11 protein-coding genes and 1 tRNA gene are annotated in these 16,639 nt (G+C 57.0%); 7 read left to right on the top strand and 5 right to left on the bottom strand.

Going from position 1 to position 16,639, the window contains the following annotated elements; genetic code table 11:
• The first annotated feature begins 8 nt into the window (after positions 1-8).
• Complete coding sequence (locus HMCN_RS0101935) at positions 9-1,415, top strand: hypothetical protein (RefSeq protein ID WP_025915789.1); 1,407 nt, start codon at positions 9-11, stop codon at positions 1,413-1,415.
• 8 nt (positions 1,416-1,423) lie between these two features.
• Here HMCN_RS0101935 and HMCN_RS0101930 read toward each other — a convergent pair whose 3' ends face one another.
• The 4 genes from HMCN_RS0101930 to HMCN_RS19725 all read right to left on the bottom strand — a co-directional run bounded on the left by HMCN_RS0101930 (position 1,424) and on the right by HMCN_RS19725 (position 3,076).
• Positions 1,424-1,717, bottom strand: a complete 294-nt coding sequence (locus HMCN_RS0101930; RefSeq protein WP_025915788.1) for an addiction module antidote protein — start codon at positions 1,715-1,717, stop codon at positions 1,424-1,426.
• Complete coding sequence (locus HMCN_RS0101925) at positions 1,714-2,019, bottom strand: type II toxin-antitoxin system RelE/ParE family toxin (RefSeq protein WP_025915787.1); 306 nt, start codon at positions 2,017-2,019, stop codon at positions 1,714-1,716. Before HMCN_RS0101925 ends, HMCN_RS0101930 begins: the two co-directional genes overlap by 4 nt.
• Before the next feature lie 121 nt (positions 2,020-2,140).
• Complete coding sequence (locus HMCN_RS0101915; protein WP_025915786.1) at positions 2,141-2,536, bottom strand: hypothetical protein; 396 nt, start codon at positions 2,534-2,536, stop codon at positions 2,141-2,143.
• Positions 2,537-2,647: 111 nt separating this feature from the next.
• The gene (locus HMCN_RS19725; protein WP_025915785.1) at positions 2,648-3,076 is read right to left on the bottom strand and encodes an Arc family DNA-binding protein; all 429 of its coding nucleotides are present in this window, start codon (positions 3,074-3,076) and stop codon (positions 2,648-2,650) included.
• A 117-nt stretch (positions 3,077-3,193) separates the two neighbouring features.
• On the opposite strand from HMCN_RS19725, the gene HMCN_RS18460 reads away from it, so the two are divergent.
• The 4 genes from HMCN_RS18460 (at position 3,194) to HMCN_RS0101895 (ending at position 13,081) form a co-directional block, all read left to right on the top strand.
• Positions 3,194-3,376, top strand: coding sequence for an Arc family DNA-binding protein (locus HMCN_RS18460; RefSeq protein WP_155837316.1), 183 nt, complete (start codon positions 3,194-3,196; stop codon positions 3,374-3,376).
• A gap of 113 nt (positions 3,377-3,489) precedes the next feature.
• Positions 3,490-4,041 (top strand): hypothetical protein, encoded by a 552-nt coding sequence (locus HMCN_RS17090; RefSeq protein ID WP_035625359.1) that lies wholly within the window; start codon positions 3,490-3,492, stop codon positions 4,039-4,041.
• On the top strand, positions 4,038-4,760 hold the full coding sequence (locus tag HMCN_RS0101900) for a phage antirepressor KilAC domain-containing protein (RefSeq protein ID WP_025915783.1): 723 nt from the start codon (positions 4,038-4,040) through the stop codon (positions 4,758-4,760). The genes HMCN_RS17090 and HMCN_RS0101900 overlap by 4 nt, the downstream gene beginning before the upstream one ends.
• A 125-nt stretch (positions 4,761-4,885) precedes the next feature.
• The gene (locus HMCN_RS0101895; RefSeq protein ID WP_025915782.1) at positions 4,886-13,081 is read left to right on the top strand and encodes an LPD38 domain-containing protein; all 8,196 of its coding nucleotides are present in this window, start codon (positions 4,886-4,888) and stop codon (positions 13,079-13,081) included.
• A 97-nt stretch (positions 13,082-13,178) separates the two neighbouring features.
• Here HMCN_RS0101895 and HMCN_RS0101890 read toward each other — a convergent pair.
• A tRNA-Leu gene (locus HMCN_RS0101890) sits at positions 13,179-13,265 on the bottom strand.
• 133 nt (positions 13,266-13,398) lie between these two features.
• Between HMCN_RS0101890 and HMCN_RS0101885 the strand changes: the two genes are divergently transcribed.
• Positions 13,399-15,360: an APC family permease gene (locus tag HMCN_RS0101885; protein ID WP_025915781.1), complete on the top strand. Its 1,962-nt coding sequence runs from the start codon at positions 13,399-13,401 to the stop codon at positions 15,358-15,360.
• A gap of 8 nt (positions 15,361-15,368) precedes the next feature.
• Positions 15,369-16,598, top strand: a complete 1,230-nt coding sequence (locus HMCN_RS0101880; RefSeq protein ID WP_025915780.1) for a nucleoside recognition domain-containing protein — start codon at positions 15,369-15,371, stop codon at positions 16,596-16,598.
• The last annotated feature ends 41 nt before the right edge of the window (positions 16,599-16,639 follow it).

Genomic DNA, 16,639 nt, shown 5'->3' with positions numbered 1-16,639 from the left:
GGATTGCTATGGGCTTTGGCGCAGGGTTGTACGGTGCTTGGAAGGGCATCGAAGAAGGCAATAAAGAGCGGGCGCTGGAAGACGAGCGCGCGTACGACAAGCAAACCCGGGCGGCGGGGCTATCAACCCTGGATGATCACACTGCCGCACAAAGGGAGCAGTTCAGGCAGGCCGCCGCATTGGCGCGCGCCGCCCAGGAAACGCTGCCGGGGCAGACCGCCAACACTATGCGCCAGCAGGAGTTGGATCGGGGCGGCATTGATTTTAAGCTGCAGCAGCAGCCGAAGCAACAGCAAATCGATTCCGCCAAATTGGATCGCGGCGTGGCGGACATCCCAGAGCAGGAGAAGGGGCGCGTGGCAGCCAACTCAGAGGACGCAGCTACCCGCAGGGTGAAAGCGCTGGCAACATTCGGCCGGCTAGTCAAATCAAATGATAAGCAAGCCTTGCTCACGCATGTAAACTCCGTAGCCGATGCGGAGGCGCTACAGGCCGGGACCCAAGCCAAGAAATACATCGGTATCGAGCCCACTAGCGGAGCGGTCGATGGCGTTGTCCAGCGCGGATATGACATTATTGCCGATGATGGATCCCGGCTCACTATTCCGGCGACGGCCTACGAGCAGGCTGAGAGTAGCTTAAAGACCGGCAAGTACTCCGCCATCCATACGCGAGACGGCACAATCGGCTCGATTAATCAGGAGACCGGGAAGATCGATATTGTCAAGCAAGGCGATCCGAATATGGCTGGCGGTAAAGGCGATCCGGGCGAGGTCACGACGGCTAAGTGGCTTTTATCTTCGGGCGTAGCAAAGGATGAAGCTGCTGCATGGGGCATGGTGCGATCCTCGCGTGATAAAAGCAAGACGGATTGGGTTGGCGAGATGATGAAGACTTCTCTTTCGAGCGGCGCCACAGAAAAAGATATCATCAGCGCCCGAACGATTTTCGAGAAGCAGTTCGACGCAATGCACTCTGGAGCAACGTCAGTTGTACCAGTCGACGAAGCCAAGGCCGAGCGAGCACGTCAGATCATTGGTGCAGGTGGTGTACAGCCTGCGCCGCAGCCGGTTGCGGTGCCGCCCCGCCCAGCACCCGCCCCAGCACCAGCGCCGGCAGCAGCGCCAACACCGAAGCCCGTCGCGCCAGGACTGAATACGCCAAAGCCCCAGGCAGTGTCAGCGCCAACGCAAGGGAACCTGCCGGAAGCCGCCCGGATAGCGCTGGCAACGCAGGCGCAATACCAGCGTGAGCTTGCCGAGATGGGCGACGGAAAACGCATGCAATGGTCGCCCGGGGTCAGGGCGCTGCTGGAGCAGCAAAAGCGAGAGGGCATTGCCCGCGCCACTGCGGAGCGCAACCAAGCGGGGATAGAGGCTGCCGCGAAGGCTAAGCGCAGTCTCGGCCTACTTTGAAAACTGCGCTAGGCGCCAACTGGCGCGGTAGTAAATTTCACGCCAAGCGCATGCACCAGTTTCATCACGGTGTCATAGCGCGGCTTGGCACCCGGGGCGAGCGCTTTGTATAGGCTCTCGCGACCAAGCCCTGCATCTTGGGCTACTTTTGCCATGCCGCGTGCCTTAACAACATCGGCGAGAGCAGCAAGGAAAAGTGAGGGGTCATCTTCTTCCAAGGCCGCAGACAGGTACTCCGCGATCATTTCTTCGCTGTCGAGGTATTCGGCGGCATCGAAAGGAGCGATTCTAATGGTAGTCATGGCTGTTCCTCTTGGATTGTGTTCCACATGGAAATTGCGCGCTTGATGTCTTGGCGTTGCGTGGATTTGTCGCCGCCATTCAGCAGAAGGTAGACCACGCGATCTTCGCGGGCGTAATAAACACGATAGCCGGGGCCGGAGTCGATCCGCATTTCCCAAACGCCTTCGTCAAGGGGCTTCACGTCGCCAAAGTTGCCGAGGCTCGCCTGCCGAATTCGGGCGATGATTCTGGCTCTGGCCTTCACGTCTTTGAGGGCCGCGAGCCAGGAACTGAATTCTTCGGTACGTTGGATAACGTTCATTGATGTATTGTATCCAATTAGATACGCAAAGCAAGGATTACTTTGCGAAGGCAGGGTTGGGATTTTTTCTAGGTGCGAGGCTTTTGCTGCAAAAGAGCATTACGCAATAAATCTCAGTGCCTCATTTTTTCTTGGCTGGCGCCATGAACTGTTCGAACAGCGCATCGCGCTCGCCGCCAACGTGCGGCGCAACCCAGTGGTCAAAGTACGCTTTCTTGGTGTAGGCCTTGTCCTCGTCGTTCAGGCGCTGAAATTCAGGCTTGGCTTCAACCTCAGCCCACGTCGGAGCTTGTGCCGTGGAGATAATTTCATCAAGTTTTTCTCTCACGACAATATCGCTAGCTAATTTACGTGCGGCAATTTCATCCTTAAACTTTTCGTCGCAAGCTTTGTTGGTTGCAGATACTCCGTAACCCGTGGGCGCCTTGGACGCTTCGATGCGGCATTCGAAGTCACTAGTTGGGTAGCGGGTGCAGCCAGCAAGCAATAGCATGAATGCGATTAATATGATTTTCATCTTCGCTCTTTGTCAGAATCAGGCGTTTCGTTGATTATGGTTTTGATTATATATTGACAAAGGGAAATGTTAGTTTTAGCTGCTAAATAGCATTAAATAATTATTGGAGGGTTAGGGCTTTTTAGCTAGTGGCTCAAACACAAGTGCTGCATCAGGTCGCGCTATGTCTCTCGTTGCCTCTAAGGCTTTCCGCACTTCTTCTGCTGTAACGCCGGGAGTGATCGATACATAAAGCACTTGAGGGGCGTCTTTATGTATGCCGGCGATAAAGATGCGAGAAAGCATTTCCCGAAATGATACCCCGGTATCTTCGGCAAGCATCGCAATGTCTTGCGCCATGTAGAAGGGGATGTCGCCGGATATGTTTGGCACATTGGGGCGGGTTGTCATGCCCAGAGTCATTTCTAATCTCTGGACAATTTCAGCGTTCATGCTGCGTCCGTTAGCCTTCGCCTCCTCGGCGATGCGGTCACGCATGCCGTCTGGGAAGCGGACGATGAAGCGATCTTGGGTTTCGCTGGGGTATGGTTTATGAGACATACCAACATGATAGTGCCAACTCGGAATATATTTAATACTTCCTACTTGACATTGATGCTAACTCGGAATATATTTTGGTCATGCCGAGTTGGCATCAAGTCAAAGTGAGGTTATCAAGTGAATGAGAAATTAGAGCGGGCTCGCTATCCAAGTGAAATGAAGGAAAGTTTTGTTGTGAGACTGCCAGATGGATTACGAGGAAAAGTCAAGGAGGCAGCTACAAAAAACCATCGTTCGATGAATTCTGAGTTTGTGCACTTGATCGAACAAGGAATTGGAAAACAAAATGCAGCGCACTAAAAGAAAAACCCCAATCAGCTTCGCAGGCGGGATCGGGGTTTATGTCAGAACAATCACAAAAGAGGTCTAACAAAATGAATGCTAGCACAAATACAGAAAACGTAGGATCAGGAATGGCGACCAAGAAGTCATTTGCCATAAATTTCCCTTGCATATCCCGCATGAGTGATCCTGTGAGGTTGCAAAAGAAGAGGCGAGTTAAGCATGCATTCCAAAACCTTCCATTTGTAGCAGGGTCACGTTCGGTCACTGAAACGCCATACTGGAGCGTTTCAGCCTCGGGCGGTTACTTCGGCGGCTATGAGACTGGCGCGGCGATGGCGCAGTCATTCCTGAAGTTCCTGCGCGAAGACAAGGGCGAATTTGCTTCGCATCACCTTACGGGAATTATTGAATCGTTCATGGTGCGCTTTGAGCAGGAGGGCGGCTTGGCTATGAAGAATATGGGCCGCATGAGCGAATGGAGCGACGGCTTTAGCGGCTTTCGCGGTCAGTACACTGGGTTTTTCAACACGATTGCGGATTGGCTGACCGCATCCGCAAAACACTTGGGCGGCAATCTTGATCGCCTGACGGAGCAAGACCTGGTGCGAAAAGCCAATGCAGGGCTCAATTTCGACGAGGCTGCGTACATGGCGTCTCTTGATTCGGAGGTGGCAGCATGAATGCTATCGTAAATATCGTCAAAACAATGAGCAGCGTAGAATTGGTCGGCGTCATTAACGAGTTACGAGAAGAGGACAAGGCAGAGTTAGCCCATTCCGACTTCATGAAGAAGGTCGCAAAAGTGCTTGGTGATGGTGCCGGAAAATTTTCCGACACCTACCAGAACCAGCAAAACGGCCAGACTTACCCTTGCTACCGCCTGCCAAAGCGCGAGGCCTCGCTGATGGTGATGTCCGAGTCCTACGCAGTCCAGGCCAAGGTCTACGACCGCATGGCGGAATTGGAGGCGAAGGTTCCCGCTATTGACCCAATGCAAGTGCTTTCCGATCCAGTAGCAATGCGCGGCTTGCTGCTGACCTACACGGAAAAGGTTCTGACGCTGGAATCAAAAGTTGCGGAGCAAGCGCCAAAGGTGGAAGCACTTGACCGGATCGCCACGGCAACCGATGGATCGCTGTGCATTCGGGATGCCGCAAAGACACTTCAAGTTCAGGAGAAGAAGCTCAAGCAAATTCTTATTCAGAGCAAATGGGCATATCAGCGACCGATGGGCACTGGCCTGCTGGCGTATTCTGAAAGGCTGCAACAGGGCGTAATGGAGCACAAAATAGCGACTGGCGAGAAAAGCGACGGGTCAGAGTGGGCCAGTACGCAAGCGCGTATTACAGCAAAAGGCATGGCGCGGCTATCGGAGATGGTGTGCGGCGATCGGATGTAAATAATTGCGCGTAACCCAGCCCGCTCTTGGCGACATCGGCGGGTTTTTCATTCCAAATTCCAAGCATCAAATACTGGATGGGCCAATAGACTAGCCCATCCAGACCATTATTTGAGGCGCAGCACATGGATTCGAACTTCGGCAGCCTTCTCCGCGACATCCAAGACCAGCCGGGCAATTCCAGTTTTTTGTTTCAGGAAAAACCGGCGGCGACATCAAAAACCACCACCGCCATTGATGTCTCTGCCATAGATGGAATAGCCCAGCGCGAGGGTTTGTCGCCGGTACAGCGCCAGGTCATGGGTGCATTGCTGGGCCAAGAGTCGAACAATGGCAAGAACGCAGTAACCAGCATAGACGGCGCGCGCGGCGCAGGGCAGGTAATGCCGGGCACGTTCAAGCAATACGCCAGGCCCGGAGAGACGATCGATAACCCTGACCACAACCTGGCCGTGATGGCGCGCATCGTCAAGGACTTGGGTACCAAGTCGGGCGACGACCCGGCCAGGATGGCGACCGGTTATTTCTCCGGGGCCGGAAACATGACCGTTGGGAAAGGCAGGGCATGGCGCAATGACGCCGCCGACGGCAACGGCAAGCGCGTATCGTCCTATGTCAACGATATCCTGGGGCGACTCTCGGGATCAACTGCGGCGCAGGCTGCGGAGCCTGCGAAGGCGGTCGCGGTTGCCGATCCAAGTAAGGCTCCGATGTGGACTGAGGTTGAAGCCAAGCCTGAATTCCAGCGCCTGAGCGACGAGGACAAGGCCTACACCAAGAAAGCGTACTTTGACCACTGGGTTGCGCCGCACGTTGGCGGCGAGCGCGATGCGCTGTTCGAACAGTTCATGGCGCCATCCAAGAAAAAAGAGCCGCCACAAGCGGGTGCGCTGCGCACGGCGGGCGATATCGGTATCAAGCTCGCCCAGGGCGTGGTTGATCTCGGCCAGTCGGTGGTCGGCCTGGGCAGCCTGGCGACGGGCGGCGCAGTCGGCAAAGGCATGCGCGCCATTGGCTATGATCCGGAAGCGACCAATGCGGCACTGGGAGAATACCTGAGTGATGCGCAGAAGGCGTCTGATGCCAAGACGCAGAACGCGGAAGGCTTTGTCGATACGATTCTGGCGGCGGTCCAGAATCCGCGCGCGATTGCCGGGGGCGTTGCCAAATCGCTGCCGGGCATGATCGGCGGAACGGCCGTCACCATGGGAGTTGCCAAAGCGATCGGCGCGAAGGCGGCGCTTGCGGCAGCAGAGCCGCTGGGCGGCTTGGCGACCGAGGCCGGGAAGCAGGCCGGTTCAGTGGCGGCAAAGAAGGCCATCGAGCAAGCCACCGGTAAGCTGATGTGGACGGGCTCTGGTGCCGAGGGTGCGCAAACCGCTGGACAGATCGCCGACCAGGCGCAGCAAGCGGGGCGCGGCTATTCTGATTATGCATTGCCCGCGGTTGCCGCTGGCACTGGCACTGCGCTGATCGGACGTGGGGCCGGGAAGCTGATGGGCGATGCGGAAACAGCGATTGCCGCGCGGCTAGCGGGCGGGAGTGGCGCCGGCGGCATCACAGGCAATTTGCCGGCGCGCATTGCAAAATCCGCATTCAGCGAAGGTGTTCTGGAAGAAATGCCGCAGTCGGCGCAAGAGCAGGTTTTTACGAATCTGGCGATGGGCGACCCCGCAGGAAAAGGCGTGGGTAACGCCGCTGCGATGGGGCTGGTTACGGGAGCCGCCATGGGGGCGGGGTTGGGGGGTGGGCAGCATGAGAGTCATGCGCCCCAGCTCGGGGAGCGCGCTGAGTCGACGTTTGCCGACGATCCAGTCGAGGCACAACAGATTGCGCCAACGCCGGATATCGCGCCAGCTGCTGAACAGGTAGAGGCTGCAAGCGTGGAAGCGCCGACGCAAACGGAAGCGCTGATTGTTTCGCCAGCGCCAGTTGCGCAGGCAGAAAGCGATGCGATCGATGCTGCACACCTGCTGGACGATGAGGCGACCATGCCGCCGGCACTGGCGACGGAAGCTCCCATCGTTCCGCCTCGGACTGAAAAAGAATCGATCCAAAGCAGGAAGCAGGCCGCCAATGCACTCGCACAAAATCAGCAAGCGGTGCCAGCAAGCGCGACCCACGCTGATCTGACAGGACAGCACGCCCAAGCCATCGCCAACTACAAGGACGCGGCTATATCTGGTGACGAGGTGGCGGCGCAGGCTGCCGAGCACAATCTGACTGCAGTCCGGCAAGAATTGAATGCGGCGCACGGCGCGGCGGCTAAGGAGGTTGCAGATCAACTTGCCGCAGCGCAGGCAAAGATTGAGGCCAAGCCAAAGACTGAGAAGGAAGCGAAGGCGCGGCGGGAGGCAGCTAAGACCATTCAGACAGAATCGGCGCCCGTCATCGACACGCCAACCGCGCTTGATGTCGCTGCGCATGAAGCGGCTACGTCTCCCTTGAATGATGCGGCTCAGCCAACAGATAAACAAAAAGAGGCTGGTAACTATAAGGTTGGAAAAATCAACCTTCATGGACTGGACATTTCCATTGAAAACCCAGCCGGTTCCACGCGTAGCGGTACCGGCAAAGACGGCTTGGTATGGGAAACCGAGATGCGCCACCACTACGGCTACATCAAGGGTACCGTCGGGATGGACAAAGACCACATCGACACCTTCATCGGCACCAATCACGATAGCGACAAGGTGTTCGTGGTGGATCAGGTTGATCCAGTCACTGGCAAGCCAGATGAACATAAAGTCATGCTCGGCTTTGATGGCAAGGAGCAGGCGCAGGCCGCATACCAGGCTAATTATGATAAGGGCTGGACCGGAGGCAAGGCCATCACGGAAACGTCTATGCAGGGATTCAAGGACTGGCTGAAATCGGGTAACACGAAAAAGCCGTTTGCGAAACCAACGACCGAGCGCCAAGCGAAGGCGCAATACCCCGCACCGAAGCTGACCGGCAAAGCCCGCCAGAAAGAACACGCGCGCCAGATGGCCGACTACTTCACGCCGGGCAACGTGGTGAAGGGCTATTACGGTCACGATCGCGTTATCTCGTACACGCCAAGCAACGGCCAAGGTGAAGGGTTCAGCGTCACGGTCGAGCACGTCAAGCAGGAAGACGGCCAGTGGGTGCCGACTGGCGAAGGGCCGCGCATGCATCGTACCATTCCGGGCGAACGTGAGCTGCGCGCCGGGCCAGTTGAGCGCGCGGCGCCCGCTGCCGACCCTGAACAGCCGGTGGCGGTTCCCAAGACGGAGAAGCAGGCCGAGCAGCCAACCAAACTCCAAGGAGAAACTGCAGCCGAAGGCCGCGCCCAAGTAGTCGCACAGGAAAAGCAGCGGGCCGACACCCAGGCCAATGAGCGCAAGCTTGCCGAAGCCGAGCGGCAGGCCGGAATCCAGAAGGAAATAGCATCACGCCAAGATGCCAGCTCGGATAATTTCCAGTTGGGGCAGAGTGCCGACGATAGCCTTGCAGGGCAGGGGGATATTTTTAGCCAGCCGGCGACGAATACTCCGAAGGCATTGGATTCGGATGGAGTCAATGCCACACAAAAATCCAAGCCAAAAACCGAGGGGGAAGCCAAGGCATCCCGGGTAGATGCCGCGCGTAAAGGGATATCCGTTGGCCGCACGCCAACATCTGCCGAGCCGGTTATGGTCAAAGACGGCGTGGTGCACATCGGCAAATACCCGGCGCAAAACTTTGAAACCGGCGAGGACGTAACCGTTGCGCCCGACGCGACGCCGACGCAAATCCGCGACGCGCTGGTTGCTGCCGGGGCGATTGGCGCAAAAAATAAAGTATTCGGCCTGAATTCGCCGTTAGCCGATGCCGCCTATTTCCGCGAAACTCTGCCAGAAACTCCTTCCGTTCCGGAGCGGGTTGGCCAGCAGTCGTCGCCAAAGCTGAATGAGCATGAGTTGGCCAAATCAAGGAAGGCAGTGGCAAAGCTGAACGTCGCGCTCGAAAAATCAGGCGTGGAGCCGGTGCAGGCGCTGAAGACGGCGCCGACCGCCGAACATGCCCTAGCCAAGCGAATTGGCAAGGCATTCGGCATCGATGTGCATTTCGTCACCGGCAACACAACGTTCGAAGGCGTCAGCTACAAAGGCACCGCCTACATTTCGAGTAGCTTGCGCAGTCCGGCGCTGGCGATTGCCGGCCATGAAACGCTGCACGCGATGGAGCAGAGCGATCCAGCAATGGGAGAGCGGTTGCGCCAGCAAATTAATCAGTATCTGCTGAAAGATACGGTCGCTAATCGCAGCGACTGGGAGCAGGCCCGTAGTGGCGGCCAGGACGTGTCAGTCCGGACGGCTGAAAGCGAAGTGCTGGCCGATATCAACGGTGCGATGTGGATGGACCCGCAGTTTTGGGGCGATCTGGCGAAGGCCGACGCCAATCTGTTTCGGCAAGTTGCCTATCGTTTCATGCAGGTAGCAACTCGAATCGTGGATAGCTTGGCCGGGACCAACTTCGATCTGCATGCATTGGTGTCGGATGTGGCGGCGGTGCGCGCGATCATGGTGCAGACGTGGGCAGAACACGTTCAGAACAGGGGCGGCCAAGCCAACGAAGAAGAGGCGCAGTTCTCGCGCGCCGATGGCACACTGGACGATGATATTTTGCGCAGCATTGCCTCAATTGGTGACGCATTCCAATTCAAGGCATCGCCCAGCACCACCGTGGAAGGCATTACGCACGATATCCGGCCCGATATCAAGGTGCGCAAGATCACCAACATTCCCGGCGAGACGCGCTATCAATTCGATTTGCCGGACGATACGATGGCGCGCATGATGGTGCGGCCGTTCAATAAATACGGCAGCAGCCTGTACGGCTTCAACTTGAATGACGGCGAGATGGTGAACCGCGAAAGCGATCGCCCCGGAAAAAATGCGGAAGAGGCGCACGGCAAGGACGATGTCTGGATTGACGTGTCACTCCTGAGCGAGGGCGGCAGCTTCGGCGCAGCCCTGTACAACATCGCGGCGAACTATGCCCACAACACCGGCAAGGTGTTCATAGGCGACCCGGCCGGGATTACGGACGAGGCATTGCGCCGGCGACCGGAGCAAATGCTATCGTCGGCACTGAAGTTCGGGACCACGGAACACCTGGCACCGCATCCGCACCAAGTCAGCGGCAAGCGTAGCGCCGGCATTGCGCCGCTCGATTGGGTATATGGCGACCACCTTGGCAATATCCAAAAATTGATTGACGTTAATCTCCAAAATCTTGACAATCAAGGCGGAAATGGAGGAATTCAATACGATGCATCCACTGGACGTTTCACTGGCGCCGACGGAACGCGCCTTACGCGCAAAGATATACGCGGATTGGCAAAAGCTGGGCTGGGTAGAGCAGGAAATGCAGGTGGCGATACACTTGCGCGACACGCTCTCCTCAAGTCATTGCTACAGCCATTACGCGCCGGACAATCCGGACGGCAGCCCCTCGGAGTCTTGGCACATCTTAGCCGGCAGCTGCGCAACCATGTGTCCACCGTGGATCAAGGCTCTGGCGAACTTAAGGGAATCCTCTATAGCCGAACCGGCGACCTAACCGCTGACGGCGCGCTGGGCGACCGCTCCGCGCCCATTATCACTCCCAAGCAACAATCCCTTCCACTGGAAGGCGCCAAGGCCGGCAGCCGGGCTTCATGGGATGCGCCGGAAAACACCCGGCTCGACAACATCATCTACAAGTTGCAGGACAAGCACATCGACCTGCGGCGCGCGGTGCAGGCGATCACCAAGGAATCCGGTCAGATCGCCGACAGCTACGACCCCTATCTGCAGGAAGAACTGTTTCATAGCCGCTCGTCGTCGCGCGTCGAGGCGTTCGTCAACAAAGAGTTGACGCCGCTGCTGAAAAACGCTGTTGCCCGTCAGCTATCGCTGGATGAGATCGACCAATACCTGCATGCGCGCCATGCTAAAGAAGCCAATGCGCTGATCGCCGAGCGCAATCCCGAGATCCCGGACGGCGGCTCCGGCATGACAAACAAGGATGCAGATGCCTATTTTGCCGGCCTGACCGATTCCAAGCGCCGGCATCTGACCGCCGTGGCGGAGAAGGTGGACGCGATCTTGGCGGAAACCCGGCGCCTGTACGCATCCTACGGCCTGGAGTCGGCCGGTACCGTCAAGGAGTGGGGCGACATGTTCAAGCACTACGTACCGTTGATGCGTGAAGACGATGGCGCCGGCATGGGGATCGGACAGGGATTCTCGATCAAGGGCAAGGAAGTCAAGCACCGCACTGGATCGACCCGCTCGGTGGTGAATATTCTGGCCAACATCGCCCTGCAGCGGGAGAAGGTGATTGTGCGCGGCGAGAAGAACCGCGTGGCGGTGGCCTTGGCCGGCTTGGTCAAACTGAATCCGAGCCCGGATTTCTGGACCTTTGCGCCCGTTCCGGAGCGGCGCTACAACGAAGCCACTGGGCTCGTTGAGATGAGCATCAATGGCAACTGGAAGAGCGCAGACAATGTTGTCGTGGCAAAGATCAAGGATTCCAAAGGGGAAATTCAGGAGCGTGCGATCGTATTCAACGAACGGAACGAGCGCGCTTTACGCATGGCCAAGTCCATGAAAAATCTGGACACGGCGCAGCTGAATGGCTTGCTGGGCGTATCCGCGAAGATTACCCGCTACTTTGCTGCGATCAACACCCAATATAACCCGGTATTCGGCGCGACCAACCTGGTGCGCGATATTGGCGAATCTACGCTCAATCTGTCTAGCACGCCTTTAGCGGGCCAGCGCCTGAAGTTGATGAAGAATATTGGCCCGGCACTGGTGGCAATTGGCCGCTCGACCCGCGCTGATCGCAAAGGCAAGACGATTGATTCTGACATGGGCAGGCTGTGGGAGGAATATCGGGCAGAGGGCGGCGCAACGGGATTTCGCGATATGTACGCCAACAGCGCCGACCGCGCCGATGCGATCAAGTCCGCAATGGACCCGACCGCCTGGATGGAAAGCACCGCCGGCAAGATGTTTACTGCAAACGGCGCTCTGAAAGTGCCGATGGCGAAATTGCAGGGCGGCGGCAAGGTGATGCTCGATTTGCTATCCGACTATAACGAGTCGATGGAAAACGCGACCCGGCTGTCAGTCTACAAGATGGCGCGCGAACAAGGTATAAGCAAGCAGCGCGCCGCCAGCATTGCCAAAAATATCACGGTCAATTTCAACAGAAAAGGCCAATCGGCACAGCAGATCGGCGCGCTTTACATGTTCTTCAATGCCGCGGTGCAGGGAACGGCGCGGTTGTCGCAAACATTGTTTACGATGGATGGAGGAAATATCAAGACCGCGCGCCTGACGTCCGCCGGCAAGAAGATCATCGTCGGCGGCATTGCATGGGGAGCGATGCAGGCGGTAATGCTGTCACTGGCCGGATTCGATGATGACGAGCCGCCTGAGTTCATTCGGGAGCGCAACATAATTATTCCTATCGGGAGCAAGAAATACGTCACCATCCCGATGCCGCTGGGCTATCACGCGATTCCGAATATCGGCCGTATTGCTGCCGAGTTTGCGCTGGGCGGCTACAAGAAGCCAACTGATCACGTCCTTCGGTTGCTGGGCGTCATTACGGAGGCATTCAACCCGATCGGCGGCGGCGGGATTTCGGTGCAAGGCTTCACGCCAACCCCGGCCGCACCATTTGTTGCCCTGGCCGTCGACAAGGACTGGACCGGGAAATCGATCTCTAAGCCGACCTTTGACAAACTTGAGCCAGGCTATACCCGCATTAAGAGTACGGCCAGCGCGCCTGCCAAGATGATTGCGGAGGCGATCAACTATCTCTCCGGCGGCACTGAATATGTGGCCGGTAAAGCCAGTCCGACGCCCGACCAGATTGACTATTTATTCGGGCAGGTGACTGGCGGTGTCGGCCGCGAATTGAACAAGGCCGCCCAGTCCGTGACGGCGATTGCAACTGGCGACGACTTGCCGCCACATAAAATCCCGCTGGTCAGTCGCTTCTATGGGGATTCAGAGAATGCCTTTTCAGCAAGCAACAAGTTCTACGCCAATACAACGAAGCTGCACGAGCATGATAAGGAGATCAAAGGCCGGTTGGAGGATCGCCAGCCGATCCAGGAATATATCGACAATAATCCTGATGTGAGCATGATTGGCTACGGGAAAGCGGTCGAAAATCAAATCAAGTTACTGCGCAACCAGCGCAAGCAACTGGAGGCAGAAAACGCATCGCGCGACCAGATCAAGGAGAGTAACGACGCAATCACCAGAAAAATGCAGGAATTCAACGAAAGGATGAAAGAGGTGAACGTGAAGTGATTGCCGTGGTGGGTGCGGGACTGGGATTTTTGCGGAACAGAGCAGTAATTGCGGAACAAAACAAAACGGCACTCATTTCTGAGAGCCGCATGTTTGTTGGTGCCGGGAGCCGGAATCGAACCGGCACGCTGTCTCCAGCGCGGGATTTTGAGTCCCGTGCGTCTACCAATTCCGCCATCCCGGCAACGCATCCCGCAATTATGTACGATACACACCTTATATGCAACAATTTCATGCGGCTGGCATTGGTATGCGCGAGCCCAAAAGCGTATCATCGCGGCCTTGATCTGCGAAATTTGCCTGGGCGTATCCATAAAATGAAATCTAAGAAAATTCGCGAAATGGTGTTGGGGAAGGCGCTCGATCCAATGAAAAGCGAAACGCGGCATTCGCTGGCCTTGGTCGCCTTTCTGGCATGGGTCGGGCTGGGAGCCGATGGCTTGTCGTCCTCGGCTTATGGCCCGGAAGAAACGTTCCGCGCTCTGGGCAGCCACACGCATCTTGGTTTGTACATGGCAATCGCAACGGCGGTTACGGTATTCGTGATCGCTTTAGCCTATAACCAGGTGATTGAATTGTTTCCGACCGGCGGCGGCGGTTACCGTGTCGCTACCAAACTGGTCGGACCCTATATGGGTTTGATTTCGGGATGCGCGCTGATTCTGGATTATGTGTTGACCGTGGCGATTTCGATTGCAGCCGGGGTCGAAGCGCTGGCGTCGCTGCTGCCGTTGGGTTTTCAGCCTTACAAATTATGGGCCGAAGTGCTTTGCACCGGAATCCTGATTGTAATGAATCTGCGCGGCTTGAAAGAGGCAATCAAAATCCTGCTGCCGGTTTTTCTGGGTTTTGTTGCAACCCATTTTGCGCTGATCGCTTATGGCATCCTGGTACATGCATCGAAATTGCCGGATCTGCTGCCGAACACTTTTGCCGAGACCGCCGATCTGGCCAAAAGCATAGGCTGGACTGGCGTTGCAGCGATGCTGATGCTGGCGTATTCGCAGGGCGGCGGCACGTATACCGGACTGGAAGCGGTGTCGAACAACGTCAATATCTTGGCAGAGCCGCGCGTGCGCACCGGCAAGATAACCATGTTCTACATGGCTTTGTCGCTGGCATTTACCGCTGGCGGCATCATTTTGCTGTACTTGCTGTGGGATGCTGCGCCGGTCGAGGGGCAGACGCTGAATGCCTCGACGTTCAAGGCGATTATTGCCAGCATCGGCTTCGGCAGTGCATGGGCCAATCAAATCGTGCTCCTGATTGTCCTGATATTCGAAGCCGGCCTGTTGTTTGTGGCTGCGAACACCGGTTTTTTGGGTGGGCCGGCGGTACTTTCGAATATGGCGACGGATTCCTGGGTGCCGCACAAATTCCGCTACCTGTCGACCCGACTGGTGACGCAAAACGGCATCCTGGTCATGGGCCTGGCGGCGCTGGCGATCCTGTTCTGGACCGGCGGCAGCGTGACCTTGCTGATCGTGCTGTATTCGATCTCGGTTTTTCTGACTTTCGCGATCTCGCTGTTCGGCCTGTGTCTGTATTGGTGGCAAAGTCGCAAGCAGCACCGGCAATGGCGGCGGCGCATGGCGCTTTCCTTGCTGGGCTTCCTGATCTGCGCCTCCATCCTGGTGGTTCTTCTGATAGAAAAGATATCGGATGGCGGCTGGGCGACCGCCGTCATCATCGCGGCCATGGCAGCGCTGTGCATCTATATCCGCAATCATTATCAAGAGACAAAGAACGCAATTCGATCGGTAGATCAGGTGTTTGCGAATCAGCCGTTCGGCAAGCATGTCGGGCCGATAATTCCGAACTCGGAAGATCAGACGGCGGTGTTTATCGTCGGCAGTTCACGCGGCGGCGGCTTGCATGCGTTGCTGTGGGTGCAGCGCATGTTTCCGGGGCATTTCAAGAATTTCATATTCGTCAATGCACGCACGGTGGATTCGCATGCGTACGGCGGCGAGGGCGCGCTGGAGCAGATGCGCAGCGAAGCGAATGCAACCCTGCAGTATTTTATCGATTTTTGCCATAGCCACGGCATGGCGTCGTCTGCCTTCCTCGGTTTCGGTACCGACGTGGTCAATGAGGTGACCAAGCTGTGCGAGCAGATCAATGCGCAATTCCCGAACGTGATCTTCTTTACCAGCAAGCTGATTTTCGAAAACGATAATTGGTTCGCTCGTTTATTGCATAACCAGGCCGCACTGGCGATTCAAAGACGACTGCATTTTGACGGCTTGCAGATGGTTATCTTGCCGATGAAAGTCTAGCCGCCTCGATGCTCAATCTTATCTGGATCAGCTTTTTTATCGTGGCCTTCCTGACCGCGTGTGTGCAGGCGCTGTTTTTTGGACAGGCTGATGTTTTTGCCGCGATTGTCAGGGCGATGTTCGACAGTTCCAAGTCGGCGTTTGAAATTTCGCTCGGACTGACCGGCGTGATGACGCTCTGGCTCGGGATCATGAAAATCGGCGAAAACGCCGGCTTCATGGCGGCGCTGGCGCGCATGCTGAATCCCTTGTTCGCCCGTATTTTCCCGGCCATTCCGCCCGATCATCCGGCGCTGGGCGCGATGACGATGAATATTGCGGCCAATATGCTGGGGCTGGACAATGCCGCCACGCCGATGGGCCTGAAAGCGATGCAGGAACTGCAGACGCTGAACCCGAGCAAGGATACCGCCAGCAATGCGCAGATCCTGTTTTTGGTCATCAATACCGCGTCGGTGACGCTGTTCCCGGTCACCGTGTTTGCCTATCGGGCCCAGCTCGGTGCGGCCGACCCGACCGATGTCTTCATTCCGATTCTGATCGCGACCTATATTTCGACCCTGTTCGGCTTCATTGCGGTGGCGCTGGTGCAGAAGATCAATCTGTTCGATCGCGTGATCCTGTCCTACATGGTCGGGCTCAGCCTGCTGGTGGGCGGCATTACGCTGTGGTTTGCGCGCTTGTCCGCGGCACAGATGCAGGCGCAATCTGCGCTGATCAGCAATTTCCTGCTGTCGTTGCTGGTGGTGGTGTTTATCGGTGGCGCGGCGCTCAAGCGGGTCAATGTGTATGACGCCTTCATCGACGGTGCCAGGGAAGGCTTTGCCACTGCGGTGCGGATTATTCCGTACCTGGTCGCGATGCTGGTCGGGATTGCCGTGCTCAGGGCCAGCGGCGCGCTCGATCTGCTGATGAATGGCATCCGGGCGCTGGTTGCGCTGGCCGGTTGGGATACCCGTTTCGTCGACGGCGTGCCGACCGCGCTGATGAAAACCCTGTCCGGCAGCGGCGCGCGCGGGATGATGATCGACACCATGAAAACCCAGGGCGCCGATTCGTTTGCCGGCCGCCTGGTGTCGGTGATACAGGGCAGCACCGAAACCACGTTCTATGTGCTGGCGGTGTACTTCGGCTCGGTCGGCATTAAGCACACGCGCCACGCGGTGCAGTGCGGACTGTTTGCCGACCTGGTCGGCTTTATCGCGGCGGTGGCGGTGGCTTACCTGTTTTTCGGCTAACGAGGGATCGCGATCCACTCATGATCGGTCGCCTGTTTGAT

The organism is Herminiimonas sp. CN (assembly GCF_000622895.1).
GTDB lineage: Bacteria > Pseudomonadota > Gammaproteobacteria > Burkholderiales > Burkholderiaceae_D > AVCC01.
This window is presented reverse-complemented; position numbering and strand designations above follow the sequence as displayed.